Source organism: Rhizobium aureum, assembly GCF_030182495.1.
Lineage (GTDB): Bacteria > Pseudomonadota > Alphaproteobacteria > Rhizobiales > Rhizobiaceae > Rhizobium > Rhizobium tropici_C.
In genome coordinates this window covers 319,132-345,964 of sequence record NZ_JAQJCI010000006.1, presented here as the reverse complement: position 1 = coordinate 345,964, position 26,833 = coordinate 319,132, and the positions used below count along the sequence as shown (strand labels likewise).

Here is a 26,833-nt window from a genome sequence, read left to right as displayed (position 1 = left end):
CACCGCTCATCTTGACGCCGGCGCCCTTCTCGGTGACGACGACCTTGATGCGGTCGGCCTGCATGGCGCCGAGTGCCGTGCCGTCGATCGCGTATTCCGGCGTGCCTGACGTGGCGGTCAGCGCCGTCGCTTCGCCGGTGGCATAATTGTATTGGCTGGCGCCGCCCGTCAGGCGGATGGTCTTGCCGTAGACCGGCGCATTGACATGGATATTGCGGGCAACGACGTCGAACAGGTCGACGGCGCCGGGGGCAGCCGCGAAGTTTCCGCCTGCCCCTTCGAAGGTGACGTCGCCGCCATTGACGGTGAAGCCTGACAGGCTGCCGTCGGCGCCGATATTGGGCACGCCTGATGTCAGCGTCGCTCGCGGCGTGTTGATGAAGCCGCAGCCCGCGCAGGTGATCCCGTTTGGATTCGCGATGATGACGTCAGCCCTGCCGCCGAACACTTCGGTCGGGCCGTTCAGCGCGGAACGATTGCCCGACGTGACTTCGTTTAGGATGACCGAAGCCGGGCCGGAATTCCTCAAATTGGGATTGCCGGGGGTGGCGCCGCCCAGGTTCGAAGTGCCGACTTCACCGTTGAAGTTATTAAGGATGAGGCCGGGCGTGCCGACGTTGAAATTGTCGTATTTGTTATGCGACAGGCCCGTGCCATTCGGGGTGACGATATCGATCAACGGCACACCGTTCGGGGCAGCCCCGACACTCGGCTGGTTTGCGGCGGGTGCCGAGCCGGCAGCGGAGACGGATTGCGCATTGGCAATCGCTGGCTGCAGGAAGAGAAGCAAGCTCAGAGTGACGGCGAGCGACTGCCGCCCAAGACGCAGGAGCGGGCTTCGCAGATCAAACGCGACCTCCCTCTCGTTGGCCGCAAGCCGCGATCCAACCAATGCGATCTTCTTGCTCATCACACGCCCTCACTGGTGACTGTGCGGCAAGCTGAACTTGCCGCAATTGAAACTAAGCTTGCTGATCGATCGCGACATCCGGGGCCTCGCGAGCACCGCGATTTCGGCCCCTGGCTGACGCAATCTTTCTGGCCGGCATAGGCCGTTCACTCTGAACCCTCTCGGAAAGCCGACATCGCAGCCGGCCTCCCGCTATTTCTTCGTCAGCAACCACTGCTTGACCTGCTTGGTGAAGGCGTTCGACAGCCGTTGCGCCAGAATATCGTCAGGCCCTGCGGCCGAAGCTGCGTTGACGGCCATGGCCACAAATATGCCGAGCCCCTCTCCGCGCATGCCACTGTTACCCGCCGCAATGGGCTGCTCGGCAATGAGATGCCCTGTCTTGGCGTCTTCCAGCCTAGCTATTCCCGCAATCCGGCTGTCGCTGTGAATAAGAACACGTCCAGCCTTCGTGGCCAGATCGACCACATGGAGGCTGACGACCAACCGCGCTCGCGTTGGACCACCGGGTAACCCGATCAGCTCCTTCTCCATGGTCCCTTTCAACACGCGGACAACCGTGGCCAATTGCGGATCGGGTTTACCTTCCGTGAAAAGGCCTGTCATTTTGATATCGGGTGCTGTCTCGATGCGGATTTCGCGCACGGAGGTCTTTTGAAGAGCGGCCACAAGACGTGGGTCCGTTGTGACGCAGGACGCGAGTAACATCACGAGAACAAGGGCGATACCGCCGGAGATGTATCGCATCGCCTGAGCGCCCAAGGCACCTGCTACAAATATCAAGCGCAAATCCACCTTCGCCTCCTCAACCGCCTCTTGCGGCCGGCGCCGTCTTCCCGCCGCCGTCGAGTTTCTTGTAAAGTTCGCCCAATTGAGATTTCGGCGCCGGGCACTTTCGTGAACGGGCAAGGTCCGTCAGCACCTGATTGCGATTGCGCAATGCGTCGATCTCGACTTTTTCGGGTGACTTGGGGTCCATGAAGAACAGAGCTGGCCAGAAGAGAAGAACGCCGGTTGCACCAAGAATCACGTTCTTGCCCTGTGCCTGCGAGCGCTCCTTGACCGTCGAAAGGATCTGGCGTTCGTTCGCTGCAAATTCACGGTTGACGCCGCTGCAATCCAACCCGCCGTCACCGGCACTGGTCGATGCGATCGGATGTGCTTCACGACCGCCGCAACCGGAGAGTATGATTGTGCAGCAAACCAGCGCCGTGATCGCGAGCGGCATCAACGTGGCCCGATCATCTTTCTTTCCCAAAATCATGATTTCCCTCAAAATATGATCACCATTTCACCGACGTGCTGACGAACAGAAGTCCGGCCTCATGCCGATCGACCGTGCCGCCCAGCACATCCGAATAACCCATGTCAAAATTCACATGCCCGCCGGCGAGCTTGGCACCGACCGTCCAGCCGAGCATGTCGCCACCCTGGATGCGGTAGCGCGCCTGCGAAGCGATCCGGCCATAGTCCAGGCCGATGTAAGGCCGGAACTCGCCAAGGATCTTGGCAAGCTCGGCATTCTCGCCGAAAGGCTGCGTACGCCAGACGAGATCGTTGCGGATGAAGAAGCCGTTATTGCCGAACAGCATGGTTTCGCGCGTACCGCGCACGGAGGAATAACCGCCAGCCGATATCTGCTCGGCCCCGAACAGGTTGTCGGGCGAATATTGGCCAGTGACGAGCGAATTGAGTTCGAAGCGCTGATCGGCAAGCTCGAAAGGCCGTGTCATGGTGATCGTGCCAGTGAACTTCGAAAAGCGAGGATCCGCATCCCCTGCTCCGGCATCACCGGGAGCGACGGCGTCAAAGAGGTTGAGCCCCTGACTGTAGGAGAGATCAAAGACCCAAAGGCCGCCCAGCATACGGCGCGAATGCGAGATACCGAGATCACCGACCGTATATTTGCGGCTGCCGACCTCTATTCTGTTGCCGAGCAGGAAATTGTTGGTTTCCTTATAGGTCAGGCCGCTGTTGAAGGTGGTGATCGAATCCTTGTCGCGGAAGATCACGCGATCGGCGCCGATCCCAACCTGTTTGGAATCGCCCGAGGTGTTGAGCGGCCCAAAGTTCCCCGGAACCGAGCTGTTATATTCGTACCAGGAGCCGTTCGCCGAGAACGTCCAGTATCCGTAGGGCACGCTGACATTGCCGGAATAGCTGTTGCTCTTGCCCAGCCCGTCGTCCCGCCACGGATAATCCGGGCCGCTATGCTCGTATGAAAAGTTCCATTGGTCGTTCACGCCGAACAGATTGTCATAGCCGATCGAGGCCGAGGACTTGGAGTATCCCGTCTGCTCTTGACCGAGATTGCTGTTGCCGAAGGAAAGATGCCAGGGGTGATCCGGCTTGTTCTCGATATTGAGGATCGAGGTGCCATCCCTCTTTCCCGGCAGCATCGCGGTCTTGGCATTGTTGGAGGTCAGGCGGTTGATCTGGTCGAGGCCCTGTTCGATGTCGCGCAGATTGGTGATCTCGCCTTTCATGCCGGGAAAGGCCGTGGCGATCACAGCGGAATCCGGCGCCGGCTTGCCGTTGATGTAGATGTCGGCAAGCGTGCCTTCGACCGCGACCAGGCGCAGCACCTTGGTCCCGGCAATATCCTGCGCCGGCACGTAGACACGGGAGCTTACGAACCCCTTGTCGAGATAAAGATGCGTCAGGTCACGCAACAGCCCGTTGATCTCACCGACGCCGACACAGCGGTTCGCATAAGGTGCCGTGATTTTGCCTACGGTGTCGGCCGAAAACTGCCTGACGCCTTCGACCTCGACATGGGCGATCGCAAAACAGGGGCCGACCTTTTTGCCATTGGCAGCCGCAGGCTGCTGGCCTTCCGCCGGAGAAGACTTCGGCGTCATGTCACCCAGGGCTTTCAGGCGCTGCTGCTCGGTCTCCTGCGCCTGCCGGCGCGCGAAATCGTCATTGGGTGTCTGAGCCGCAGCCTCAGACACCATCAGAATTCCTGACAGCAATGCAACCGTTAACGAAGGGGTAGAAGACCACTTCTGAAAGCCTTGGCCGCACCGCGGAGCGGTGATCGGCCCCAACGCCGATATCATGGGGCTATTCCTGTCGTCCGGTTACTTGGAGACAGGCTTCTGCAGCGCATCCAGCGCCGCCGGCAATCCCTTCAGCGAGAACTTGATGTTGACCTTCTGGCCATTCATCATCTGGACATGGCCGGTGCCATCGGCAGCCTTGGTCAATGCCGCCACCATCTTGCCGTCCAGTTTCTGTTGTGCCCAGCAACCGGCCTGGTTGCAGTTGCGGTAGGCCAACTGCACCACGGGCTTGTCAGCCACGTCGATGCCAAGACCGGCGGGAATGTACATGTTCAGCGGCACCAGCGTCGTCAGCACGAGATCGCTGGCAGGCTGCTTTGCTGCCTTCTTGTTTGATGCGGCCGGCGCATCCGCCGCCTTGGCGAACGCCATCGTCAAGACGTTCACGTCCTGGTCGCCCTGCTTGATCGTGGCGATCTGCGCCACTTCGCAGTTCGTGATCGCCGATCCGTCCGCCCCCTTGCCGTCGACGCAGCGATAGTACCAGTCGTCGAACTTCTGCACCCGCGCCTGCGGGGCCGGCTGCTGTTCATTTGCCGCTGGAGCGGGAGTTTGAGCAGTGCTTGTATTGGAAGGGGGATTTGCGGCTGGTGCTGGCTGCTCCTGGGCCGTTGCGGAGGATGCAAGGAGCGCACTCGACAAAAGCATGACGGATGTCAGGATTTTGATGGAAAACGTCTTACTCGTGAGGGACATTCTAACTTTCCAAAGTCAAAGCCATTCGCTTGCGCAAGGCGCACCTTGCTCAATCGGCAAATCGTCAAAATTCATGAGAATGCACCTCATACGCGGCGCGGCCGATCATCGGTTAAGGCGTTACATAGCAGAATTCTAATCCATGCATCAGAAAGTAGCGGGCACTGCGCAATGATTCGTGCACGTTTCTGGGGAAGCGTGTCGATTCCGCAACATTGGCGGTTGCTATTCGCAGCAGCTGTGCATCGTGCGGCACAACACCTACAGCTAATGGGTGATTATTTAGGCCGGTCGCGATTGGTCAAGTGATCGGATCGCGGCTCAGGCGATCAGCCCTTTCATCGGCAGGACATGATCGGAGCCCGGAAAGACATCGCGCGCCAATATGGAAGGCGATGTGCCAAGCAGATCGACGGCGATCCCCTTGACGATGGCGCGCAGATCCGTTGTGGCGGCAAGATCGCGGCCATCGCGCAATTGCGCCTGTTTGAGCCCGGGCCAATCGGCAATCACCCGGCCGCCCCGAATGGCGCCGCCGGCGAGGAATGCCGCCGTTCCGGTGCCGTGATCCGTGCCCTGGGTGCCGTTGACCTGCGCCGTGCGGCCGAATTCGGTCGCGACCAGGATGGCGGTATCCTTCCATGCTGAGCCGAGTTCCTGCTGGAACGCGGCAAAGGAATTGTCGAGCCCGACCAGAAGCTTGTTGAGCCGATCCACTTCGCCGGCATGGGTATCCCACCCCTCGAAGGCCAGCGCCGCGACGCGGGGGCCGTCGTCCTGCGCCAATAGACGCGCGGCACCTCTCGCCATCTGTTCCATGCCTGTTGGATCGCCGGGGCCGCCTCTGGCCTTGACGTCGAGACCGGCGGCAATCTTGCCGGTCGAAATGCCCTCGGCGAGGATTTTCGCAAAGAGCGGATCGGTGTGGTTGTAAAGATCCATCAGCCTCGGCGGCAGGTCGTCGCTGACCGGCTGCAGATTGGATGGCGACCAGCCCAGCACCGGTGCCTTGCCGCGAATGACGAGTGGTGCATTGGCGCCGATGGACAGGCCGCGGATCTCCGAAGCTCCCGGCGAAACCTTGTCGCCCTTCGGCAATCCCTCCAGCATCCGGTTGAGCCAGCCGGAATCGACGCGGCCGGGCACCTCGTAGCCGGACTCCAGCACGTCCTGTCCGTCGAAATGCGACCGGTCGCGATAGGGCGTCGCACTGGCATGGACGACGGCCGCCTGCCCTGCGCGATAGAGCCGGTTGAAATTCGGCATCGACGGATGCAGCGCGAAAAAACTGTCGAGCGGGAGAGCGGCATCGGGGCCGCTGGTCGTCATGGCGATCGATTGCCGCAGCGTCTGATAATCGGGATCGCCGACGGGCGGCACGGCCGTTAGACCGTCGAGCGCGCCGCGCAGGATGATGGTGATGAAGCGCGGATCGCGCCCGCCGGCGGCATGGGCGAAGCGCGGGATGAAGGCCCAGGCGAACAAGGCGCCGGAAGCGCCGAGCACGGCACGACGAGTGGGGGTCATGAGTTCGCAGGTCATGGTCAGCGCCTTTGAAATTCGGGGGAAAGATATGCGATCGTCAGGCCCTGCTTGCGGGTCTCCGCACGCGATACGGCCTGCAGCGTTTCATTGGAAAGCAGCGGCCCCAGGCTGTCGGACACGAAACTGCGCGGGTCGACCTGCGGCGGCACCGCATTGGCGATCATATTGGCGACATCCATGCGCATGCTGAGGCTCTCGCTGGAAGCCCAGACATCGGCAGTATCGGCAAAGCCGTTCGGTCCGGCCGGCGCCCAGAAGGGTTGGCCCATCGCGGTCAACGCGCCGAGAATGACATTCGGTTTCGGGGTCTCGCCGCTTGCCCGCAAAAGTGCCGCCATGAATTCGAGCGGCGAGCGAACCTTCGATAATGTCGGGTTCCATGCATCCTCGGAGCCGACGAGCGCCCGATAGACGGCGGAAAGATCGCCATCCGTCTTGCTGAACGTCGCAGCAACGGTCTGGACAAGCCCTAGCGGAGGCGTATCGGCCACGAAATGACGGACGAGCTTGGTGGCGATATGCTGTGCTGTTGCCGGATGGCGGGCGAGATCGCGCAGCGCTTCGCGCCCCTGTCCGACGCCATTGTCGGCATAGGTGAGGCCAAGCAGCGTCTGATCACCGGGCTCATGCGCGCCCGCGTTGAAGACGAAGGTGCCGGGTGTCCCGAGCTTGCCCTCGGCGCGCGCCACCGTCCAGCCGGTAATGATCTTGGCAAGCGTCGTCACGTCGGCCTGGGTATAGCCACCATTGACGCCGAGTGTGTGCAATTCCAGCGTCTCGCGGGCAAGATTTTCATTGAGACCGCGCTTCCTGTTGGCATTGGCCTTGGAGTTCGGCCCGATCGACTGCTGATTGTCGAGATAGGCGAGCATGGCCGGATGGCTCTCGACGGCGAGCAGCATATCCGAGAAACGACCGAAGACATGCGGCCGGATGGCCTCGCGCTCGAAGGCACCGGCAACGATATGAACCTCTTCGCTCTTCGAGACGGCGACCGCGAAATGGTTTGCCCAGAACATGGCAAGCCGCTCGCCAAAGCCGATCAATGGCTGCCGGATGGTGCCGTTAAAGCGGGCATCCACTTCCGCCAGCAGGACCTGCTGCGGAAGGTAGGGCATTGCGGGTTTTTCCAGCTTCTCGACGGCTTTGCCGATGACAGCCGCCATGGCCTGATTGTTTGGCTGCATTCCCATGGTGCCCGATGGCTGCGCCTGAGGTTGTTGCGACTGCGGCTGCTGTGGCCCCTGCGCCGCCTTATCCGGCTGTGTCGCGGCCTGCTGCCTTGCCTCCTTGCGCTGCTCCTGGAAGGCATAGAGGGAAACGAGAAGATCGGCGGTGGATTGAAGCTGCGGCCCGACGGGTACCGGTACAAAGCGCTCGGTGATTTCCTCCATCAGCGCTCCGTGCGGATCCGATGCGATCGACGCAATGCCGTTATGATCCGCCCCTAGCCCAAATCGGGAAAGGGCGAGCGCGGCATAAACGTCATTCGATTGCTGAGCCATATTCCTGCCAACTCCTGCATCAAACATGCTCCTTAAACGCGAGGTTCGTTCCGATCCGTCGCTTGGCAAGTATGATCATTTTGTGGCAGCGGCCCTCGACGCGCTGCGGCGAACGAGGCTTTCGGCAAGCGCGCGGCGTTCGTCGTAGGAGAGCGTTGCGGCGAAGTCGACAGCGCGTTCCTCCAGCTTCGTTCTGAGGCCGATATCGGCATTTCGCGCCCGCGCCAAGGCAGCCAGAAGCGCTTCCTTGTCCAGCATCGGCTGACCCAGAATGGAAGCGGCGTCTACCTTGGCCTGCTGCGCCTCGAGAATGGCCTGCCGGTTGTCCTTACGCGCCTCGTTGAGTGCGGCACGCAAAGCTTTCTTCTGAACGGAAGGCAGTTGCTCGCCGGCAAGCGGCATCATCCCCGCACGTGCCTGCGTCTTGCGGATCCACGTCAGGCCGCCGCCCGCCAATGCTCCGATGAGGAACGTGTTCAGTACCAGTAGGGAAATGACCACTATTCTAAAACTGCGATCCGTCATTGGCTGTCCTGCACTATGCCCGCGTCCGGCCCGATGTCGCCGAACATGGTTGCGGTTCCGTCGGAGACGACCGAAGCATCGGAGGTCAGGCTGGGCGTGAGCACCGCGATAGCGATGCTGCCGGCGAGCGCGCCAGCAATGCCGACGCCGACAAGGCCGATGCCGGCGGAGCCGAAGCGGAACCAGCTTCTAACCGCCAGGCGGCGGACGAAGCCTTTAAGGATTCGGCGTTGCAGATCCACATGGCCCGGTCTGACGACATAGGTATCGAGCAGCGCATCCAGATCGGCGGCGCGCGCGAGAACTCCGGCGGCGGCCGGGTCTTTTGCGAATTCACGCGCGGCGGCGCGCTCGGTCTGCGGCCACCGAGCGATATCGCCACCATAGGCGGCGGTCAGTTCCTCGAACCGCCCGGCATTCATCGGACCTGCGATATTCTCAACCATCGCCCTGTTCCTTCAACAAAAGCAGCTGCAACGAGCGTCTTCCACGCGCAAGCAAGCTCTCCAATGCGTCGACGCTGACGTCCATGATCTCGGCCGCCTCGGCATTCGACAGCGCCTGATAATAGACCAGGATGATCGCCTCGCGCTGCCGGGGCGCGATCATCTGCATCGCCCGTTCCACACGCTTGGACGGATCGTCCTCGCTCATCAGGCCCGCATCCGGCGCCGGCCCTTCATATTCGATGTCGGGCGGATGCTCGGCAAGAACATCCTTGCGTCGGCGCAAGCGATCGTAGCAAAGGTTGATCGCCACGCGATGCACCCAGGTACTGAAGCGGGCATTGCGCTGGCGCCAGCCGCCGGCGTTGCGCCAGAGGCGTAGAAACGTCTCCTGCGCCACATCTTCGGCTTCGCTCGCATCGCCGAGCATGCGGGTTGCGACGGCCATGATGCGTGGCAGCTGCCTTGCCACCATCATACGCATTGCCGGAACGTCACCAGCGGCGATACGGCCGAGCAGATCCTCATCCGCATCGCCGCTCCCGGGCGTGCGATCCCACTTCATCGACAATCGCCACCGCTCCTGTTTCGCGCGATACCGGCGTGACGCGCCACCCGGTTCGGGCTTTTAGCAAGGAAGCTCGGCCTGGCCGTCAAATCCGGCAAGCGGCTTCCGTCAGATCGCAGCATCTCGGTCAGCGTATCATCCTTCGACATCAAGCATGGGTTCGCAAGAAGTATGGGGTCGCAGGGATTGAACGGCCTATCCGCCGAATTCCGTCGCTCTTACGTCGAGGATTTTTGGATTTTCCTCCCTTCCCCGGCAACTATCTATCGAGCGAATACAAAAAGAGCCGGCTCAGCCGGACGTGGAAGCCTCATCGATATGAGCGGATGGAGTTGCTAACGCCGGAGATCAAACATGCCCTGTGCCCCGATTTGACTGGCGCATCGTTTCCGGGACAGGCGAACTCGGCTTCGTACCGCCAATATATTGCCGCTATGGCTACATATTAGCATCCGAACATTTTCGACCTTTCACTCCCCAACGCGAGGAAACTGCACACGGAAACTTGCGCCTGGCTTTTAGGCGCTTGACGAAGCGCTCCCGTTGCGATTTCCTTCCTTAATTTTAGGGGATTATGTAATTGGGCCGCTTTCTTGTGCATTGCTGATGTGAGGAGTTTCCAGCGATAAGCGGCGATGGTGGGGTAAGAATGCCAAAAAAGAGGGGTACAGCTTGACTGATTTCTGTGGAGACATGAATGAGGCGCACTAAGGAGGAGGCGGCGGAAACGAGGAGCGAGATCTTGCACTCTGCAAAGGCTCTGTTTCTCGACAAGGGTTACGAGAATGTCAGCCTTGAGGAGATAGCCGCAGCGGCTGGTGTAACGCGGGGGGCGGTGCACTGGCATTTCAAGAACAAGCAGGGATTGATGTTTGCGATCCGCGATGAGGCCCAGCAGCCGTTTCAGGAGCTGGCTGAGCGGATGTCGAAGGAACTCCCGACAAATCCGCTTGATCTCGTGGCCGAGGCGATTGCCGGGATATTCGACGATGTCCAGGGCGACCCGCGCAAGAGAAGCATGCTGAAGGTGATGATGCACCTCGACATGGCCTTTTGTGACGGCACCACGAACCGCGCCAGCTCCTTCCGCCACGATATGCACGAGCATTTCGAACGCATATTCACCCTGATGAATGAAAAGACGAAGCTGCCCGCGCCATGGACGCCGGATACGGCCGCCTCCGCGCTGACGGCGGTCATCGGCGGGCTGATCACCGAATGGACGCTCGACAGGGGTAATTTCCAGCTCGTGCCTTGCGGACAGATGTTCATCAAGATGATCTTGAAGACATGGTTCCCGCAGGAGCGGACACATGAGGTAGAGACCTCGGCTGCATAAGGCGGGTCACGCGATATCAAAGCCTTGAACAAAAAAGGATCCGGAGGGAAAGCCGGATCCTTTACTTTGATCGGAGGTCAACCGATCGGTGAAAGAAGCCTGACGGATTGGAACATCAGGCTTCCCTATACCCGGCACGAGGCCGGGTAATTCAAAATTAGAAGCTACGCTCGAAGCGCAGGATACCAGCCCACTGATCTTCGTTCACAGAATCGAAGTTGGTGTAGGAGACTTCCGGCTCGATGAGCAGGTTCTTGACCGGGTTCCACTTGACGTTCGTGGTTGCGGCAAAGATCTTCGAGTCGGTGTAGGCGAGCTGCAGGTTCCACTTCAGCTTTTCGTTGATCGGAACGGCAACGCCACCCCAAACGGCCCAGTCACCCCAGCCGCACTTGGATGCATCGTCGATGGGGCAAGCCGAACGGTCGAGGTTGGTACCTGCATACTTGTTGAGCTTGTCGCCATCGGTGTTCCAGCCACCCATCAAGAAGGCCGAGAACGCGCCGAAGTCGGCATCGACACGAGCCTTGATAGCGCCTTCTTCGACGATCGAGTCGTAACCGCCAACGACCTTGAAGCCCCATGCGCCAGACTTGAAGCCGGCACCGGCGACGACGTCAGGAGCATAGTGATTGCCCTTGTCGTCGGACCACCAGCTTGAGCCGTAGGAGGCGTCGGAGCCGCTGGAGTTCGAGTCTTCAACCGAGATCACAGCCGTGAAGCCGTTGCCGGCATCGTAGCTGTAGGTCAACTGGTTGAGTTCGTACGGGCCGTCATAGATCACGTCGTCGTTGATGACGTCGCCGGCATAACCGATGTAGTAGTTATACTGGGAGTCGGCCTTACCGACGAGGAAGCCGCCGAGGCTGATATTGGCGAACAGCAGCTTGGTGGAGGTGGAGTTGCCGTCGTTCCAGTCCCAACGGACGACCGTGTTGGTCTTCAGCGGGCCGTATTCGGTGTCGGTCGCGGTGTCGATGCTCAGCTCTGCACGGGTGTGCCACAGCGTACCGTTCTTGCTGTTCGGGTTGTAGGCATCGTACCACTCGCCTTCGGTACGGACACGGCCGCCGATCTTGAGGCAGGTTTCAGTGCCCGGAATGAAGAAGTAACCAGCACCGTAAGCGTCGCAGATGCGGACGTATTCCAGCGGCTCCGGCTCTGCAGCAACGATAGCGTCAGCTGCTTGGGCACCGGAAACTGCTGCGAGCGCAGCAGCGGAGCCGAGAAGAAGGCTCTTGATATTCATATTAAACTCCTGGTTGTAATATGCATTTCTAATTTGCCACGAGTGCTGAGCTGGAAACCACCTTGAAGATCGACCCGGTCGAAAACGCGACCGCGCAGCCCGGCAAGTACGCACGTAATGTTGGCTTGAGTCCCCTCGAACCTCCATGATTGTCCCCGCGGCAAAGGTCTTGAAATGCCCCTACCGATCCGGCCGATCGCTCGACCGTAAGACAATTTCTGTCCTGCTTCTGACTTACAAACAGCCCGTATGTTTGTCAATTATGTGAAACCGTGGCGAGCGCCGGTCCAGCGTTAGTCTTGCCGGCTGTTGCTTAAATGCAACTGGGGACGGCAGGGCGAGGTTCGTTTCACCCGAGGAACGCGGGAAGACCGCCAAAGGCGCGAATGCACGACAAGGCTGAGAAACAAAACTCAACAAATCGCCACACACAGAAACGTCGAATCTTCCCAGATTCCAGCTATTCGGGCCATAGGAAGGGAAGAATCGCGCATGAATGAGAATCGGCTGATCTTCATAGCGCCCCCCCGTTCGGCGGCCTCGTCACCAGGGATTATATGCAATCCATCTTTTCCCTGATGCAGACCGGCGCGTAGGCCGGCGTGCAACTGACGCTCGCCCTTCTCGGCAATGACGCGCTGATTACCCGCAACGCAGTACGCTGGTGTCGTCCCCTACCGCTTTATCGGCAACACGGCGCCTCATTATTGAGGGAGCGCCATGCCGCGCCTCACGTGTAAACACGCTTAAATTGTGGATTCTCCAATGCGCCAAGCGCTGGCTCGCGGAAAAATGCAGTCATCATTGCAGGGTTGACAGAAGCCAAAGCAAGAGCATAGCCTTCCAGCATTCACCAGGGGGGTCCCGGCAAGGGGCTGAGATACTGCTGAACAATACGGCTTTGCCGATTGTGGGCGCAGTGACCCGTTGAACCTGATCCAGTTCATACTGGCGTAGGGACGGTGCGAGCGCTCGAAGACTTCGGATTCCCGCGTGGATTCCATGTCGGCGTCTTATCATCATTCCGGCTGATTGACTGGGTCTCCAACCGCAACTTGGAGCCTCAAACCATGACCATTGCCGCAAAGAACCTCATCCCGACGGTCACGACCGGTCCGCTGCCGGCCTCTCGAAAGATCTACGTCCCCGGGGATATCCATACCGACATCCGCGTACCGATGCGTGAGATCAGCGTCCATCCGACATCGGGTGAGCCGCCTGTTATCGTCTACGATTCCTCCGGCCCCTATACCATCGAGGGTGCCGATATCAGCATCGAACAGGGCCTGTCGCAGCTCCGCCGCAGCTGGGTGCTCGCACGCGGCGATGTCGAGGCCTATGAAGGCCGGCATGTGCGTCCCGAAGACAATGGCTTCGTCACCGGCGAACGGCTGACACCGGAATTTCCGGCCAAGCGCCAGCCGCTGCGCGCCAAGGATGGCAAGGCCGTCACCCAGCTTGCCTATGCGCGCGCCGGCATCATCACGCCCGAGATGGAATTCATCGCCATCCGCGAGAATCTCGGCCGCAAGGCGAAAGCCGAGACCCTGATTCGTGACGGCGAGAGCTTCGGCGCCCATATTCCGGATCATGTGACACCCGAATTCGTCCGCCAGGAAGTCGCGGCCGGCCGGGCCATCATCCCGGCCAACATCAATCACCCGGAAAGCGAACCGATGATCATCGGCCGGAACTTCCTGGTGAAGATCAACGCCAATATCGGCAATTCCGCCGTCACCTCCTCCATGGCGGAAGAAGTCGAGAAGATGGTCTGGGCCGCCCGCTGGGGTACCGATACCGTCATGGACCTTTCGACAGGCCGCAACATCCACAATATCCGCGAGTGGATCATCCGCAATTCGCCGCTGCCGATCGGCACCGTCCCGCTCTATCAGGCGCTGGAAAAGGTCGGCGGCATTGCCGAAGAGCTCACCTGGGAGATCTATCGCGACACGCTGATCGAGCAGGCCGAACAGGGCGTCGACTATTTCACCATCCATGCCGGCGTGCGGCTGCATTACATCCCGCTGACAGTCAATCGCGTTACCGGCATCGTTTCACGCGGCGGCTCGATCATGGCCAAGTGGTGTCTCCATCATCACCGCGAGAGCTTCCTTTACGAGCATTTCGAGGAAATCTGCGATATCTGCCGGGCCTATGACGTCTCCTTCTCGCTCGGCGACGGCCTGCGCCCCGGCTCGATCGCCGATGCCAATGATGCCGCGCAGTTTGCCGAGCTCGAAACGCTCGGCGAACTGACGAAGATCGCCTGGGCAAAAGACTGCCAGGTGATGATCGAAGGCCCCGGCCATGTTCCGATGCACAAGATCAAGGAGAACATGGACAAGCAGCTCGCCGTCTGCGGCGAGGCGCCCTTCTACACGCTCGGACCGCTGACGACGGATATCGCGCCGGGCTACGATCACATCACCTCGGGCATCGGCGCTGCCATGATCGGATGGTTCGGGACGGCGATGCTCTGCTATGTCACGCCGAAGGAGCATCTCGGCCTGCCCGACCGCAACGACGTCAAGACAGGCGTCATCACCTATAAGATCGCCGCCCATGCGGCCGACCTCGCCAAGGGACACCCAGCAGCGCAAGTCCGCGACGACGCATTGTCGCGCGCCCGCTTCGAATTCCGCTGGGAGGACCAGTTCAACCTCTCGCTCGATCCGGATACCGCCCGCAGCTTCCATGACGAGACCCTGCCGAAGGAAGCTCACAAGGTTGCGCATTTCTGCTCGATGTGCGGGCCGAAATTCTGCTCCATGCGGATTTCACACGACATCCGCGCCGAGGCGCAGAAGGAAGGACTGGAAGCGATGGCGGCGAAATATCGCGAGGGCGGCGATCTCTATATGCCGGTGGAAACCTCCACCCAGCCGGCCGAGTGACATGCGCATCCTCGTCAAGGGGGCCGGCGTTGCCGGCCTCACCGTCGCCCACGAACTGCATGCCCGCGGTGCCGAGGTGACGGTTGCCGACCCCCATGCGAATTTCCGCCGAGCAGCCTCATGGCTTGCCGGCGGAATGCTGGCGCCATGGTGCGAACGGGAAAGTGCCGATGAGCCCGTGCTGGAGCGCGGACGCGATTCCGCCGATCGTTGGGACGCGATTCTGCCCGGCAAGGTCGTCCGCAACGGGACGCTCGTCGTCGCGCCGAACCGAGATCAAAACGAGCTGAAGCGATTCGCCAGCCGCACGACAGGCTATCGCTGGATCGATGAGCGCGAAATTGCCGCCCTCGAACCCTTCCTTGCCGGTCGCTTCAGGCATGGCCTGTTCTTCCCCCAGGAAGCACATCTCGATCCTCGCGACGTCTTGCAGTCGTTGAAGGGCACTCTTTCGGCGAAGGGTGTGACCTTTGTCGATCGCATCGCGAATGATGCCGGATTTTCCGGCGTCATGGACTGCACGGGCGCTGCAAATGTCGGCGAGAGCAGGGAATTGCGGGGTGTGCGCGGCGAAATGCTCTATCTACAGACGCAGGAGGTCGCCCTTGCGCGGCCCGTCCGGCTGCTGCATCCGCGATTTCCCGTTTATATCGTGCCGCGCGGCGAAGGTCTGTTCATGATCGGCGCGACGATGATCGAGACGGATTTCGAGGGACCGATCACCGCCCGCTCGCTGATGGAACTTTTGAACGCCGCCTATGCGCTGCATCCCGCCTTTGCCGACGCCGCCATCGTCGAAACGGGGGCCGGCATTCGTCCCGCCTTTCCAGACAATCTTCCGCGCGTGACGCGGGAGGGCAAGACCATTCTTATCAACGGCCTTTATCGCCACGGCTTCCTTCTCGCGCCGGCGATGGCGGCAGAGGCCGCGGATCTCCTCTTTTCCGGACACAACAACGACAGGAGCCGCCAATGCGCCTGATCATCAATGGCGAAACACAGATCGTCGAGGCAGCCACGCTTTCGCAGCTTCTCGCCGCGCTCGAATACGAAGGCGAGTGGCTGGCAACCGCCGTCAATGGCGAACTCATCCATCGCGAAGAACGCGACGACCACGCCTTGGCCGACAATGACAGGATCGAGATCCTGACGCCAATGCAGGGAGGCTGACCATGATCGAACTCTACGGAACCCGTATCACATCGCATCTTCTTCTCGGCACGGCGCGCTATCCCTCTCCGGCCGTGCTGGCGGAGGCCGTCAAGCGCTCGGCAACCGAAATCGTCACCGTATCGCTGCGCCGGGAAACGGCAGGCGGCCGCAATGGCGGTGCGTTCTTCGAGATGATTCGTGGACTTGGCGTTCGCATTCTGCCCAATACCGCCGGCTGCCACGGCGTCTCCGAGGCGGTGCTGACAGCGAAGATGGCACGTGAGGTCTTCCGGACCAACTGGATCAAGCTCGAAGTCATCGGCAACCACGACACGCTGCAGCCGGATGTCTTCGCGCTGGTGGAGGCGGCGAGAATCCTTGCCGACGAGGGTTTCGAGGTCTTTCCCTATACGACGGACGACCTCGTCGTCGCCGAACGACTGCTGGAGGCGGGATGCAAGGTGCTGATGCCCTGGTGTGCGCCGATCGGAACGGCGGCCGGTCCTCTCAATCTTTCCGCCCTGCGATCGATGCGAGCACATTTTCCGGAAATACCGTTGATCGTGGATGCCGGCATCGGCAGGCCCTCGCACGCGGCCACCGTCATGGAACTCGGCTTCGATGCCGTGCTGCTCAATACGGCCGTCGCCGGCGCCGGCGATCCGGCCATGATGGCGGAAGCCTTTGCCAAGGCGATCGATGCCGGCAGACAGGCGTTCGCCGCTGGCATGCTCGAGCCGCGCGATATGGCGGTGCCATCGACACCGGTCATCGGAAAGGCGGTTTTCTCATGATACTCGATCCCTTCTATCTGATCGTCGACAGCGCCGCCTGGATAAAGAGGCTGGTGCCGCTCGGCGTCAAACTGGTGCAGCTACGCATCAAGGATCGTATGCCGGCGGAAATCCGCGCCGATATACGCGAATCGAAGGCAATTTGTGCCGCATATGGATGCCAGTTGATCATTAACGACTATTGGCAGCTCGCGATCGAAGAAGGCTGCGATTTCATCCATCTCGGCCAGGAGGATCTTGCCGACGCCGATCTCGCTGCCATTCGCGCCGCCGGATTGAAGCTGGGGCTCTCGACTCACGACGAGGCGGAGCTGGCAACGGCACTGGCTGCCGGGCCCGATTACATCGCGCTTGGACCGATCTATCCGACCATTCTCAAAGCCATGGCCTGGGCGCCGCAGGGTCTTGCGCGTATCGGCCAATGGAAAAGCTGCATCGGCAATCTCCCACTTGTCGCGATCGGCGGATTGACCGTCGAGCGCCTTGCCGGCGTCTTCGGGCATGGCGCCGACAGCGCGGCTGTCGTGACGGATATCACCCGCAATAGCGACCCCGAATCGCGGGCCCTTGAGTGGATAGGAGCGACGCGACGGCTGCCTCCGCACTGAGCTCGTACCGGCACCGCTGTTCTGGCCTCGATTTCCCAATCCTTTGCCCGATGAACGGCACATTCATGATATATTCAGCTGAACATAATCATGCTCGGGACGTTGATTAATTGACTCGCGCATTCGCTGAGCAAGAAGACTGCTTTGGAGGTAGTCATGATAAAGAAGAAGATTCTCACGGTTTTGCTGGCTGCCACGGTCGTCGGCGGTGCGTTGGCGCCGGTCAGCAGCGCACAGGCGCAGTATTACGACGGTCGCCCGCCCTATCGCGGCGACTGGCGTGGCGATGGTGACTGGCGCCGCCACCATCATCACCACAATGGTGGCGCGATCGCAGGCGGCGTCGCCGCAGGTCTCCTCGGCGGCCTGATCGTCGGTGGCGCCCTTGCCAACAGAGGCCCGGTGTACGAAGCGCCTCCGCCGAGGTGCTGGTACGAGGATCGTCAGGTCGACAACGCCTATGACGACGGTTGGCACTACGAACGCGTTCGCGTGTGCAACTAAGCAATCCGCTGAGCATCTGCCTTCTGACGGATGCTTGGCTTGACGGACGATTTTGGGATTGCCGGCGGACGAAACCGCCGGCAAATGTTTTTTTGAAGCCTTTCGGACGATCGGATTACAGGCCGTGTGTCCGGGGATAGGCGTTGCGCTCCGGAAAAACCCTGCCGGCAAGGCGTGCAGGCTCGGGACGCCAGATCTCCACCCGCAATGGATAGCAGGGCACCGTATCGCTCGAATGCTCGCTGCCGCAATCGCCGCCCGGGCAGGCCGAAAGCGCGCCGAGAAGATCGATCTCGGCGAAGAACTCGATGAAATCGCCCGGCCGCACCGGACTTGCCTTCATGAAATATTGATAGGTGTCGCGCGTGAAACCGGTGCACATGAAGACATTCAGCACATCGTGGACGTGAAACTCGGCGTCCTGGACGGAAATATTCAGCTCCTTGGCGAGAGCACGCGACAGGTTGGAATGGCAGCAACGGTGATAATCGCCGCCGTTCAGCAGCCGGTTCGTATAGGGATCGCAACGCGTGCCGATGACATCGTGGATACCGGCTCCATCCGCATCAAAACCGTACCAGCCGAGCGTATCGTGCGTGATCGTCGCCATCGGCCGCAGGTAGGGCAGATTGCTCCATAACCTGTCCCCGACGCCGACATGCGTGCCGTGCAGCGCACGGGTCTTGCCGCTGAAGAACCGTTCGGAAAGATCATCGGCATTCCACAGATTGAGATCGCCGACCTGCGAGCCCTCCATGCCGACGATGCGAAAGAAATGCCCCTTCGGCACACGAAAGCTGCCGCCATCGCGCGGCGGCACGATGATGTCCTCTATCTTGGCCATGTCTTGGCGGGCCGCACGCAGCACATCCATGTCGGCCGGCGGCAGCGTCCCGTTCGGATAGACGACGACGGGCGGCTTGCGGCGACGCTCCTCGGCATCCGCGGGAACAGGCGTATCAAAAAGATTGTCCATAGCGACGTTTCATTCCTTACCGATTGAGAGCCGAACCACTGGTTTGCCTGCAATGTAAGGATATAAAGCTTCCGCGCAACGTTGATTGCGCTTGTGCTTTGGCTAAGTTTTACTTAGCCTTGAACGATGCAACATGTCCCGCTTGCCTCCCTTCGCGCCTTCGAGGCAGCCGTCCGTCACGAGAGCTTCGCCAAGGCGGCGAGCGAACTCAATCTCACGGCTGCGGGAGTGAGCCAGCATGTGCGCACAGTGGAGGGATGGCTGGGTGTCAAGCTCTTTACGCGTCATGCCCGCGGCGTGACGGCGACGATGGCGGGCCGCGATTTCGGGACGGCAGTCGCAAATGGTCTCGGACATATCGAGATCGCCGCTCGGCAGCTGCGGCTGAATGGCAATGAGAGGCCAGTCAGCATCGCATGTATTGCTTCCGTCGCCACCCGCTGGCTGATACCGCGATTGCCTGAATTCAGGAAGAAACATCCCGAGATCCATATCAATATCGTCTATGCACTTGATGCGGTGACGCCGGAAGCGGCAAGCGTCGATCTGCTGATACGCCATGGCCCGAAACCCGGTGCAAACGCCATCTCGCTTCTGACTGCGGAAACGAGGCCGACCTGCGCGGCAGAATACGAGCGTCGTCGTGGCCCGATCAGGAAGCCGGCCGATCTTCTCGATCTGGATCTGCTGCACGATGAAACGACAGCAGCCTGGACACGCTGGTTCGCCCTTGAGGGCATCCACCGGCCTCCGAAACCCGGCCCGATCTTTGCCGATTTCAGCCTGATGATCGGTTCCGTCGTCGGGGGACAGGGCGTTGGTCTTTGCCCGACCGCACTCATTGCCGAGGAACTGGCCAATGGGACATTGGTCACCCTGTTCAATACGCCGTCGGACACGGAGAAATCCTACTGGCTGCTCGAGGCCAGCCGACTTTCCGATGAGGCGCGGATCTTTCGCGAATGGCTGATTGCCGCGACCGGCGAAGCCGTTGCGGCGACGGATCTGTAAATAGACCGATTAGACGAATTGCAGGGGTCAGGCCTTTCGCTGTTTGCAGGAAGGCCATTGCGTTCGCGGCGATGGTTACACCCAATTCTCCACCCGGAGGCCGGGCATGCGGACGAACTCCTTGATGTTGTTCGTCACCACGATCAGTCCCTCGCTGCGGGCATGGGCGCCGATCTGCATATCATGCGGACCACAAGGAGTTCCGGCGCCTTCCAGCTCGGCCCGGACCTGTCCATAATGCGCAGCTGCCCTAGCGTCGAAAGGCAGAACTTCCAGCCGCGCCACGAAATGCTCGATGGCAGTCAGGTTTTCCGTGCGCCGGGCTGACTTCTCGGCGCCGTAGTGCAACTCACCAAGTGTTATGCTCGATATGCAAAGCTGTTCTGCTACCGCGTTGAACTTCTCCCGGACGGCGGGCGGATAGGTCTTCATCACATAAATGCAAATATTGGTATCGAGCATATAGGCCAGCATCAAAAGGACTCGCGCTCTTCCGCCACCGGCTGTTCTCGCTCACCCAGGAAATCGTCGCTGGCACGGGGACCATGCAGGAAGAGATCATCCCAGCGCTTGCCCTGCGGGACGATCATACGGCTGCGGCCGATCTTCAGGATATCGACCTGATGCACGTCTTCAGGGAATGCGACAGCTTTGGGCAGGCGCACCGCCTGGCTTCGATTGCTGATGAATACAGTCGAACTCGCCATGTTCCGCCTCCCGATGCTGGGATATGCAACTGGGATATACTTAACTCCGCAAACTTCAAAAATCAAGGTGCCGCCATCCGGACCATTGCTATCGGCAGCCGGCGAAAGAGGATCGGCCGTCAACCGAAGCGGGCCACGAGAAAATCGATGACGCTACGCAGCATGGCCGTCGGACGCCGATCCGGCGCATAGACCAGATGCATCGGTGTCGGCTTGTAAGACCATTGCGGCAGCACCGGCTCAAGCCGGCCGGCATCGAGATCGGCTGCGAGCAGCAATTCCGGCTGCAGCACGATACCGGCTCCATGCAGGGCGGCAACGCGCAGAGCCCCGCCCTGGTTCGTGGTGAACCGGCCCTTTATGGCGATTTCGCGGACTTCTCCCTCCGGGCCGACGAGATGCCAGCGGCCCTGCAGGCGCCAATAGGAATGGCCGAGGCACATATGATTGGCGAGATCCTCGGGGGTTTGCGGCCTGCCGCAACGATCCAGATAATCCGGCGACGCCGCGAGAATGCGCCGGTAGGGCCTCAGCGGGCGAGCGACCAGATTGGTATCCGTTAGCTCGCCGATATGGAAGCCGAGTTCATATCCCTCGCCGATCAGATCATGCGGATTGTTGTCGAGCGCCAGGTCGACACTGACCTCGAGATTCTCACGCAGATAGTCGACAAGCGCCGGCACGAGGCTTTGCGTTCCGAAACTGACAGGCGCGACGAGCCGCAAGCGCCCGCGCGGCACCGATTGCAGTTCGGATGCCGAAGATTCGGCAAGCTCGACTTCCGCCAGCACCGTCTTGCAGCGCTCATAATAGAGCTTGCCGACCTCGGTCAGTTGATGACGACGCGTCGTGCGGTGTAGCAGGCGCGCGCCGAGCCGCTGCTCGATCGTCTTGATATGTTTGGCCACCATGGCTGACGACACCTGGCTGATGTCGGCCGCGGCGGCGAAGCTGCCATGCTCGACCACCCTGACGAACATCGCCATGCCGGCCAATTTATCCACGATTGCATACCTATAAGTTTGGAGTGAAGCAAATGCGGGCGTATTTATCACTCACCGGTTTTGCAAGATAGTCCGTGGTGCTTGAGGTCAAGCGCCATAATCTATCGCCCCAATCCATCAGGAGTCACCATGCCCATCCTTCGCTTGGAAATGCACCCCGGACGCACACAGGACCAGAAACGCGCCTTTGTTCGCGAAGCGACCAGGGTCGCCGTCGAAACGCTCGTCTGCCCGCCGGAATCGGTGGAAATCGTCATCACCGAGATTTCGAAGGAGTCCTGGGCGACGGCGGGCAAACTGAAATCCGATAATTGATCCGATTTCACGATGATGGCCTGGCGATCGTAGCTGACCGTCAGGCCTCGTCCGGTATCAGATTCCGGCGTCCCCAGGCTTCGGCCCAATCCATCAAGCGCACCATCTCCTGCTTGAGAGCGTGGGAACGGATGATGTCGGCTGCATGGTTCGGATTGGTGCGCGGATTGTAGAATGTGCCGATCTCTTCGCCACTCTCTTGCCTTGCCGCCTCCAGGCGGGATTTCACGTCCTCGACCTCGGCCTTGACAGCAAAGTACCGCTTCATGACTTCGACAAGGTCGCGATCGCCGGCATTGATCTCCATGCCCACTCCATCTCAACTATTCTGGCTTACTTATTTTAGCACCTCGCAATGATCCGATTCGGATGGCAAAATCTAGACCATTGTTTAGCCAGCAAGATGAGTTGGCTGATGGGGGGCTCATCCAGCGCGTGAGAACGCGCACGACGGGCAAAGCGGCTTCACGACCAGTTTTCCTTGACCGACTGCATCACCACATTGGTGGATGTGCTAGCCACGAAAGGCAGGCTGGAAATTTTCTCGCCGAGAACGATGCGGTAGCGGCGGATATCCGAGGTCCGCACCTTGAGGAGATAGTCGAAGCGGCCGGCGATCATGTGGCACTCCTCGATTTCCTTGATCTTCTTGACGGCGTTGTTGAAGCTGAGCAAAGCTTCCTCGCGGGTATCGGTCAGCTTCACCTCGGCAAAGGCGACGTGATCGAGGCCGAGCTTGATCGGATTGAGTATGGCCTTGAAGCCATCGATATAGCCGGAATCGATCAGTTTTTTCAGGCGCGCCTGGCAGGGAGTCTTGGAAAGGCCGACCCGCTCTGAAAGCTCCGTGATCGACATACGGCCGTCTTCGACGAGTGCATCGAGGATCTTTTGGTCGAACTGGTCAATTTCACTGGATTTGGTCATTTTTGCAGGCATTCCTATTTGAAATAAGCGCTATTGAAGTTCAATATGACTGGAAAGCCGCGGTTTCAAGGCGGAATGCTTTTCTGGAATGAAGTATGTTCGCGTCGAAGCAACGGGAGGGCTGCGTGGGCGATATCGCCGACGCCCACAAGCCATCGGGACCCTTGCACCTTGAGGTTATCATGACTGTCTCTGCCAAGCTCGCCACTGAAGAACCAGCTCCGGACGCTGCCCCATTTTCGCATTTCGCACCGCCCATTCGTGAGCAGAGCCCGCTTCGCCAGGCGATCACTGCCGCCTACAGGCGCCCCGAGACCGAGTGCCTGCCCTTCCTCGTCGAAGCGGCGACCTTGCCGGACGCGACGCGCGAAGCGGCGAAGAAGACAGCCAGGAAGCTGATCGAAGTGCTGCGCGCCAAACACAAGGGCGACGGCGTCGAGGGATTGGTGCAGGAATATTCCCTCTCCAGCCAGGAAGGCGTCGCACTGATGTGCCTTGCCGAGGCGCTGCTGCGCATTCCCGACACGGCGACGCGCGATGCGCTGATCCGAGACAAGATCGCCGGCGGTGACTGGAGGTCGCATCTGGGCGGCGGCCGTTCGATGTTCGTCAATGCCGCGACTTGGGGCCTCGTCGTCACCGGCAAACTGACCTCCACCGTCAACGAAGGCGGCCTTTCTGCCGCGCTGACAAAGCTGATCGCCCGCGCCGGCGAGCCCGTCATCCGCCGCGGCGTCGACATGGCCATGCGCATGATGGGCGAACAGTTCGTCACCGGCGAGACCATCGATGAAGCATTGAAACGAGCACGTGCGCTCGAAGCGAAGGGCTTCCGCTATTCCTACGACATGCTCGGCGAAGCCGCGACGACCCACGCCGATGCCGAGCGCTATTATCGCGACTATGAAAACGCCATCCATGCGATCGGCAAGGCCTCGGCCGGCCGCGGCATCTATGAAGGCCCCGGCATCTCCATCAAGCTCTCCGCGCTGCACCCGCGCTATTCGCGTTCGCAGGCCGACAGGGTGATGGGCGAGCTTCTACCGAAGGTAAAGGCGCTGGCGCTGCTCGCCAAGCGCTACAATATCGGCCTGAACATCGATGCCGAGGAGGCGGATCGGCTGGAACTCTCGCTCGATCTGCTGGAAGAGCTGTGCCTCGATCCGGATCTTTCCGGCTGGGACGGCATCGGCTTCGTCGTCCAGGCCTATGGCAAGCGCTGCCCGTTCGTCCTCGATTTCATCATCGATCTTGCCCGCCGCTCGGGGCATCGCCTCATGGTCCGCCTCGTCAAGGGCGCCTATTGGGACGCCGAGATCAAGCGCGCGCAGCTGGATGGCCTCGAAGGCTTCCCTGTCTATACCCGCAAGATCTACACAGATGTCTCCTATATTGCCTGCGCCAAAAAGCTGCTGGCCGCGACCGACGTGGTCTTCCCGCAGTTCGCCACCCATAATGCGCAGAGCCTGGCCACAATCTACCATATGGCTGGGGACGATTTTGCGGTCGGCAAATACGAATTCCAGTGCCTGCACGGCATGGGCGAGCCACTCTATGAAGAGGTGGTTGGCGCCGAAAATCTCAATCGCCCCTGCCGGATCTACGCGCCGGTCGGCACCCATGAAACGCTGCTCGCCTATCTTGTCCGCCGCCTGCTCGAAAACGGCGCCAACTCCTCTTTCGTCAACAAGATCGCCGATCCAGCCGTGTCCGTTTCCGAGCTGATTGCCGATCCCGTCGAGATCGTGCGCGCCATGAGCGTAGTCGGCGCGCAGCACGACAAGATCGCTCTCCCGGCCGATCTGTTCGGCGGCGCGCGACGGAATTCCGCCGGCGTCGATCTCTCGAATGAAGCAGCGCTCACCGACCTATCCGCGCAGCTACAAGCCTCGGCAGCCAGAGACTGGACCGCCAAGCCGCTTCTCGCCGATGGCTCCGAACGCGGCGTGGGCCGCGCCGTCCTCAATCCTGCCGACCACGCCGATATTGTTGGCCATGTCACAGAACTGGAGCCGGAGGATGCACCCGACGTCATGCGGTTTGCGGCCGCGGCTACCGAGCGTTGGGCAGCCGTGCACCCTAATGAGCGCGCCGCGATCCTTGAGCGTGCTGCCGATCTCATGCAGAGCGAGATGCCTGTTCTCGTCGGCCTGACCATCCGCGAAGCCGGCAAATCGGCCGCAAACGCGGTCGGCGAAATTAGGGAGGCGATCGATTTCCTTCGCTATTACGCCGCTCAGGCACGCCAAATACTGAAGCCGGAGAGCGTGCCCCTTGGCCCCGTCGTCTGCATCAGCCCATGGAACTTCCCATTGGCGATCTTTACCGGCCAGATCGCGGCCGCTTTGGTCGCGGGCAATCCAGTCGTTGCGAAGCCGGCCGGCAATACACCGCTGATCGCAGCCCAAGGCGTCCGCATCCTACATGAGGCCGGTATTCCGCGCGATGTTCTGCAATTTGTCCCGGGCGGCGGACAAATGGGGGCCGCCCTCGTTGGCGCTCCCGAAACCGCCGGCGTCATGTTCACCGGTTCCACGGAAGTTGCCTGCCTGATCCAGGCGCAGCTGGCCGAGCGGCTTTCCAAATTCGGCAAGCCGATCCCGTTGATCGCCGAAACCGGCGGGCAGAACGGCATGATCGTCGATTCCTCTGCCCTCGCCGAACAGGTGGTCGGCGACGTCATCGCCTCGGCCTTCGACAGCGCCGGTCAGCGCTGCTCGGCCCTGCGCGTCCTCTGCCTGCAGGAGGAAGTCGCCGACCGCACGTTGGCCATGCTGCGCGGCGCGCTTCGCGAGCTCTCCGTCGGCAAGACCGACCAGCTCGCCGTCGATATCGGCCCCGTCATCGACGACAACGCCAAGCGTCGCATCGACGAGCATATCGAACGCATGCGCAAGCTTGGCTGCAACGTCGAACAGCTCGACCTTCCCGAAAGCGCTGAGAAGGGCACGTTCGTTGCTCCGACCATTATCGAGCTGAAGAAGCTGAGCGATCTGAAGCGCGAGGTGTTCGGCCCGGTCCTTCACATCATGCGCTATCAGCGTAAGGGGCTGGATAAGCTCATCGCCGCCATCAATGCATCCGGCTACGGCCTGACCTTCGGCCTGCACACCCGGCTTGACGATACGATCGCCCATGTCACGGAGCGCGTCCGCGCCGGCAATCTCTACGTCAACCGCAACATCATCGGCGCTGTCGTCGGCGTCCAGCCTTTTGGCGGCCGCGGCCTCTCAGGCACAGGCCCGAAGGCTGGTGGCCCGATGTATTTGCGCCGTCTGGTAGCTTCCCCGACAGAACCGTTGCGCGATGCCTCCGTGCAGGCTGATCCGGCTGCACAGCAGTTCATCGCCTGGCTCGAAAGCAAGGGCGCTGCGGATGCGGCCAAACAGGCGCGCGCCGTCACCGCCCAGTCGTCGCTCGGCTTCAATACCGAGCTGCAAGGCCCGGTCGGCGAGATGAACCTCTATGCGCTGCATCCGCGAGGGAGAATCCTGCTCGCTCCACAGACAGCACTTGGCCTGCATGTCCAAATCGCCGCAGGCCTTGCAACAGGCAATTCGATCGTCATCGATGCAGCATCCGGCTTGCATAAAGAGCTCGATGGCCTGCCGGCGCAGATCGCAAACCGCATTTCCTGGACGAAAGACTGGACAGCGGATGGACCGTTTGCCGGCGCTCTCATCGAAGGTGATGCAGCACGCGTCCAGCAGGCGATCAAGACGATCTCGGCTATCCCCGGTCCGCTGGTTCTCACACAGGCTGCGTCGAGCGAGGAAATTGCCAAGAACACCGATGCCTATTGCCTCAACTGGCTGCTCGAAGAGGTGACGACATCGATCAACACCGCGGCTGCCGGCGGCAATGCCAGCCTGATGACGATCGGCTAAAGCTGACAGCGATCTAGAACTTACGCGGCGGCCGGACCGACAGTGTCTCAGCCGCCGCTTCGTTTTCATGGCGCACATCTGCAGTGACCTGCAAATTCGCTACGGCCCACATCCAGCTTCCGGACCTCCTTCTCTTCTGTACAGAAATTTTTGAGAAAAGCTTTTCTCATATTGACTCTCGCCTAGAGAAAAGCTTTTCTCAT

General features: G+C 60.6%; 26 protein-coding genes, 1 pseudogene and 1 riboswitch. Of the genes and pseudogenes, 10 read left to right on the top strand and 17 right to left on the bottom strand.

All coding sequences use genetic code 11. The features are described from left to right. The 10 genes and pseudogenes from PH552_RS17750 to PH552_RS17705 all read right to left on the bottom strand — a co-directional run. Positions 1 to 910: filamentous hemagglutinin N-terminal domain-containing protein (locus tag PH552_RS17750; RefSeq protein ID WP_285166200.1), on the bottom strand; the 910-nt coding region annotated here is incomplete at its 3' end. 192 nt (positions 911 to 1,102) lie between these two features. After that, positions 1,103 to 1,657, bottom strand: a complete 555-nt coding sequence (locus tag PH552_RS17745; protein WP_183764165.1) for a hypothetical protein — start codon at positions 1,655 to 1,657, stop codon at positions 1,103 to 1,105. Positions 1,658 to 1,715: 58 nt separating this feature from the next. Beyond that, positions 1,716 to 2,174 carry a hypothetical protein gene (locus tag PH552_RS17740; RefSeq protein ID WP_183764162.1) on the bottom strand — a complete coding sequence of 153 codons (459 nt, stop codon included), beginning with the start codon at positions 2,172 to 2,174 and terminating at the stop codon, positions 1,716 to 1,718. A gap of 19 nt (positions 2,175 to 2,193) precedes the next feature. Then, positions 2,194 to 3,972: a ShlB/FhaC/HecB family hemolysin secretion/activation protein gene (locus PH552_RS17735; RefSeq protein WP_183764137.1), complete on the bottom strand. Its 1,779-nt coding sequence runs from the start codon at positions 3,970 to 3,972 to the stop codon at positions 2,194 to 2,196. A gap of 21 nt (positions 3,973 to 3,993) precedes the next feature. Further along, positions 3,994 to 4,671: an invasion associated locus B family protein gene (locus PH552_RS17730; RefSeq protein WP_112339811.1), complete on the bottom strand. Its 678-nt coding sequence runs from the start codon at positions 4,669 to 4,671 to the stop codon at positions 3,994 to 3,996. Positions 4,672 to 4,992: 321 nt separating this feature from the next. Further along, complete coding sequence (locus PH552_RS17725; RefSeq protein ID WP_169643870.1) at positions 4,993 to 6,213, bottom strand: DUF1501 domain-containing protein; 1,221 nt, start codon at positions 6,211 to 6,213, stop codon at positions 4,993 to 4,995. A gap of 2 nt (positions 6,214 to 6,215) precedes the next feature. Beyond that, the gene (locus tag PH552_RS17720; RefSeq protein ID WP_183764133.1) at positions 6,216 to 7,721 is read right to left on the bottom strand and encodes a DUF1800 domain-containing protein; all 1,506 of its coding nucleotides are present in this window, start codon (positions 7,719 to 7,721) and stop codon (positions 6,216 to 6,218) included. A 75-nt stretch (positions 7,722 to 7,796) separates the two neighbouring features. Continuing rightward, positions 7,797 to 8,246, bottom strand: a complete 450-nt coding sequence (locus tag PH552_RS17715; RefSeq protein WP_183764130.1) for a periplasmic heavy metal sensor — start codon at positions 8,244 to 8,246, stop codon at positions 7,797 to 7,799. Beyond that, a complete protein-coding gene (locus PH552_RS17710) occupies positions 8,243 to 8,692 on the bottom strand; it encodes a hypothetical protein (protein WP_183764128.1) in 450 nt (149 codons plus the stop codon). The genes PH552_RS17715 and PH552_RS17710 overlap by 4 nt, the downstream gene beginning before the upstream one ends. After that, a pseudogene (locus PH552_RS17705) lies at positions 8,685 to 9,281 on the bottom strand (RNA polymerase sigma factor); the annotation flags it as partial. The pseudogene PH552_RS17705 and the gene PH552_RS17710, both read right to left, overlap by 8 nt. Before the next feature lie 676 nt (positions 9,282 to 9,957). Between PH552_RS17705 and PH552_RS17700 the strand changes: the two are divergent. Next, a complete protein-coding gene (locus PH552_RS17700; protein WP_183764126.1) occupies positions 9,958 to 10,599 on the top strand; it encodes a TetR family transcriptional regulator in 642 nt (213 codons plus the stop codon). Between the two features lie 157 nt (positions 10,600 to 10,756). Here the strand turns inward: PH552_RS17700 and PH552_RS17695 are convergent, their stop codons facing one another. After that, entirely contained in the window at positions 10,757 to 11,848 is a 1,092-nt protein-coding gene (locus PH552_RS17695) for a porin (protein WP_113249703.1), read from the bottom strand. Positions 11,849 to 12,693: 845 nt separating this feature from the next. Then, positions 12,694 to 12,826, top strand: a riboswitch (TPP riboswitch). Between the two features lie 92 nt (positions 12,827 to 12,918). Here PH552_RS17695 and thiC point away from each other — a divergent pair. The 6 genes from thiC (at position 12,919) to PH552_RS17665 (ending at position 17,803) form a co-directional block, all read left to right on the top strand. Beyond that, complete coding sequence (gene thiC, locus PH552_RS17690; RefSeq protein ID WP_183764123.1) at positions 12,919 to 14,745, top strand: phosphomethylpyrimidine synthase ThiC; 1,827 nt, start codon at positions 12,919 to 12,921, stop codon at positions 14,743 to 14,745. Between the two features lies 1 nt (position 14,746). Beyond that, a complete protein-coding gene (gene thiO / locus PH552_RS17685; RefSeq protein WP_112342255.1) occupies positions 14,747 to 15,727 on the top strand; it encodes a glycine oxidase ThiO in 981 nt (326 codons plus the stop codon). Next, the gene (gene thiS / locus PH552_RS17680) at positions 15,718 to 15,915 is read left to right on the top strand and encodes a sulfur carrier protein ThiS (RefSeq protein WP_112342256.1); all 198 of its coding nucleotides are present in this window, start codon (positions 15,718 to 15,720) and stop codon (positions 15,913 to 15,915) included. Before thiO ends, thiS begins: the two co-directional genes overlap by 10 nt. 2 nt (positions 15,916 to 15,917) lie before the next feature. Then, positions 15,918 to 16,691, top strand: a complete 774-nt coding sequence (locus PH552_RS17675; protein ID WP_112342257.1) for a thiazole synthase — start codon at positions 15,918 to 15,920, stop codon at positions 16,689 to 16,691. Continuing rightward, positions 16,688 to 17,299, top strand: a complete 612-nt coding sequence (locus PH552_RS17670; RefSeq protein WP_112342258.1) for a thiamine phosphate synthase — start codon at positions 16,688 to 16,690, stop codon at positions 17,297 to 17,299. Before PH552_RS17675 ends, PH552_RS17670 begins: the two co-directional genes overlap by 4 nt. Before the next feature lie 156 nt (positions 17,300 to 17,455). Further along, positions 17,456 to 17,803 carry a hypothetical protein gene (locus tag PH552_RS17665; RefSeq protein ID WP_112342259.1) on the top strand — a complete coding sequence of 116 codons (348 nt, stop codon included), beginning with the start codon at positions 17,456 to 17,458 and terminating at the stop codon, positions 17,801 to 17,803. Positions 17,804 to 17,918: 115 nt separating this feature from the next. On the opposite strand, the gene PH552_RS17660 is transcribed toward PH552_RS17665, so the two are convergent. Next, entirely contained in the window at positions 17,919 to 18,779 is an 861-nt protein-coding gene (locus PH552_RS17660; RefSeq protein ID WP_183764120.1) for an urea carboxylase-associated family protein, read from the bottom strand. A gap of 126 nt (positions 18,780 to 18,905) precedes the next feature. On the opposite strand from PH552_RS17660, the gene PH552_RS17655 reads away from it, so the two are divergent. Then, on the top strand, positions 18,906 to 19,790 hold the full coding sequence (locus PH552_RS17655) for a LysR substrate-binding domain-containing protein (RefSeq protein ID WP_112342261.1): 885 nt from the start codon (positions 18,906 to 18,908) through the stop codon (positions 19,788 to 19,790). 75 nt (positions 19,791 to 19,865) lie between these two features. On the opposite strand, the gene vapC is transcribed toward PH552_RS17655, so the two are convergent. The 3 genes from vapC to PH552_RS17640 form a co-directional block, all read right to left on the bottom strand. After that, positions 19,866 to 20,264: a type II toxin-antitoxin system tRNA(fMet)-specific endonuclease VapC gene (vapC, locus tag PH552_RS17650; protein WP_112342262.1), complete on the bottom strand. Its 399-nt coding sequence runs from the start codon at positions 20,262 to 20,264 to the stop codon at positions 19,866 to 19,868. Further along, positions 20,264 to 20,497, bottom strand: a complete 234-nt coding sequence (gene vapB / locus PH552_RS17645) for a type II toxin-antitoxin system VapB family antitoxin (protein WP_112342263.1) — start codon at positions 20,495 to 20,497, stop codon at positions 20,264 to 20,266. The genes vapC and vapB overlap by 1 nt, the downstream gene beginning before the upstream one ends. Positions 20,498 to 20,616: 119 nt before the next feature. Then, on the bottom strand, positions 20,617 to 21,501 hold the full coding sequence (locus PH552_RS17640) for a LysR family transcriptional regulator (protein ID WP_112342264.1): 885 nt from the start codon (positions 21,499 to 21,501) through the stop codon (positions 20,617 to 20,619). 129 nt (positions 21,502 to 21,630) lie between these two features. On the opposite strand from PH552_RS17640, the gene PH552_RS17635 reads away from it, so the two are divergent. Further along, complete coding sequence (locus PH552_RS17635) at positions 21,631 to 21,816, top strand: 4-oxalocrotonate tautomerase (protein WP_112342265.1); 186 nt, start codon at positions 21,631 to 21,633, stop codon at positions 21,814 to 21,816. 40 nt (positions 21,817 to 21,856) lie between these two features. Here PH552_RS17635 and PH552_RS17630 read toward each other — a convergent pair whose 3' ends face one another. Together PH552_RS17630 and PH552_RS17625 are read right to left on the bottom strand one after the other, a co-directional pair. Further along, positions 21,857 to 22,123, bottom strand: a complete 267-nt coding sequence (locus PH552_RS17630; RefSeq protein ID WP_112342266.1) for a hypothetical protein — start codon at positions 22,121 to 22,123, stop codon at positions 21,857 to 21,859. 158 nt (positions 22,124 to 22,281) lie between these two features. After that, positions 22,282 to 22,743, bottom strand: a complete 462-nt coding sequence (locus PH552_RS17625; RefSeq protein ID WP_112342267.1) for an Lrp/AsnC family transcriptional regulator — start codon at positions 22,741 to 22,743, stop codon at positions 22,282 to 22,284. 182 nt (positions 22,744 to 22,925) lie between these two features. Here PH552_RS17625 and putA point away from each other — a divergent pair, with 182 nt between their 5' ends. Further along, entirely contained in the window at positions 22,926 to 26,630 is a 3,705-nt protein-coding gene (gene putA, locus PH552_RS17620; RefSeq protein WP_113249758.1) for a trifunctional transcriptional regulator/proline dehydrogenase/L-glutamate gamma-semialdehyde dehydrogenase, read from the top strand. Positions 26,631 to 26,833: the final 203 nt, after the last annotated feature.

Bases quoted from the DNA above. Each gene is read 5' to 3' on its own strand.
- PH552_RS17710 (WP_183764128.1), bottom strand. From the start codon at position 8,692: ATGGTTGAGAATATCGCAGGTCCGATGAATGCCGGGCGGTTCGAGGAA.
- vapB (WP_112342263.1), bottom strand. From the start codon at position 20,497: ATGGCGAGTTCGACTGTATTCATCAGCAATCGAAGCCAGGCGGTGCGC.
- PH552_RS17665 (WP_112342259.1), top strand. From the start codon at position 17,456: ATGATAAAGAAGAAGATTCTCACGGTTTTGCTGGCTGCCACGGTCGTC.
- PH552_RS17720 (WP_183764133.1), bottom strand. From the start codon at position 7,721: ATGGCTCAGCAATCGAATGACGTTTATGCCGCGCTCGCCCTTTCCCGA.
- thiS (WP_112342256.1), top strand. From the start codon at position 15,718: ATGCGCCTGATCATCAATGGCGAAACACAGATCGTCGAGGCAGCCACG.
- vapC (WP_112342262.1), bottom strand. From the start codon at position 20,264: ATGCTGGCCTATATGCTCGATACCAATATTTGCATTTATGTGATGAAG.
- putA (WP_113249758.1), top strand. From the start codon at position 22,926: ATGACTGTCTCTGCCAAGCTCGCCACTGAAGAACCAGCTCCGGACGCT.
- PH552_RS17625 (WP_112342267.1), bottom strand. From the start codon at position 22,743: ATGACCAAATCCAGTGAAATTGACCAGTTCGACCAAAAGATCCTCGAT.
- PH552_RS17725 (WP_169643870.1), bottom strand. From the start codon at position 6,213: ATGACCTGCGAACTCATGACCCCCACTCGTCGTGCCGTGCTCGGCGCT.
- PH552_RS17660 (WP_183764120.1), bottom strand. From the start codon at position 18,779: ATGGACAATCTTTTTGATACGCCTGTTCCCGCGGATGCCGAGGAGCGT.
- PH552_RS17730 (WP_112339811.1), bottom strand. From the start codon at position 4,671: ATGTCCCTCACGAGTAAGACGTTTTCCATCAAAATCCTGACATCCGTC.
- PH552_RS17635 (WP_112342265.1), top strand. From the start codon at position 21,631: ATGCCCATCCTTCGCTTGGAAATGCACCCCGGACGCACACAGGACCAG.
- PH552_RS17700 (WP_183764126.1), top strand. From the start codon at position 9,958: ATGAGGCGCACTAAGGAGGAGGCGGCGGAAACGAGGAGCGAGATCTTG.
- PH552_RS17715 (WP_183764130.1), bottom strand. From the start codon at position 8,246: ATGACGGATCGCAGTTTTAGAATAGTGGTCATTTCCCTACTGGTACTG.
- PH552_RS17695 (WP_113249703.1), bottom strand. From the start codon at position 11,848: ATGAATATCAAGAGCCTTCTTCTCGGCTCCGCTGCTGCGCTCGCAGCA.
- PH552_RS17655 (WP_112342261.1), top strand. From the start codon at position 18,906: ATGCAACATGTCCCGCTTGCCTCCCTTCGCGCCTTCGAGGCAGCCGTC.
- PH552_RS17735 (WP_183764137.1), bottom strand. From the start codon at position 3,972: ATGATATCGGCGTTGGGGCCGATCACCGCTCCGCGGTGCGGCCAAGGC.
- PH552_RS17630 (WP_112342266.1), bottom strand. From the start codon at position 22,123: ATGGAGATCAATGCCGGCGATCGCGACCTTGTCGAAGTCATGAAGCGG.
- thiO (WP_112342255.1), top strand. From the start codon at position 14,747: ATGCGCATCCTCGTCAAGGGGGCCGGCGTTGCCGGCCTCACCGTCGCC.
- PH552_RS17740 (WP_183764162.1), bottom strand. From the start codon at position 2,174: ATGATTTTGGGAAAGAAAGATGATCGGGCCACGTTGATGCCGCTCGCG.
- thiC (WP_183764123.1), top strand. From the start codon at position 12,919: ATGACCATTGCCGCAAAGAACCTCATCCCGACGGTCACGACCGGTCCG.
- PH552_RS17670 (WP_112342258.1), top strand. From the start codon at position 16,688: ATGATACTCGATCCCTTCTATCTGATCGTCGACAGCGCCGCCTGGATA.
- PH552_RS17745 (WP_183764165.1), bottom strand. From the start codon at position 1,657: ATGCGATACATCTCCGGCGGTATCGCCCTTGTTCTCGTGATGTTACTC.
- PH552_RS17675 (WP_112342257.1), top strand. From the start codon at position 15,918: ATGATCGAACTCTACGGAACCCGTATCACATCGCATCTTCTTCTCGGC.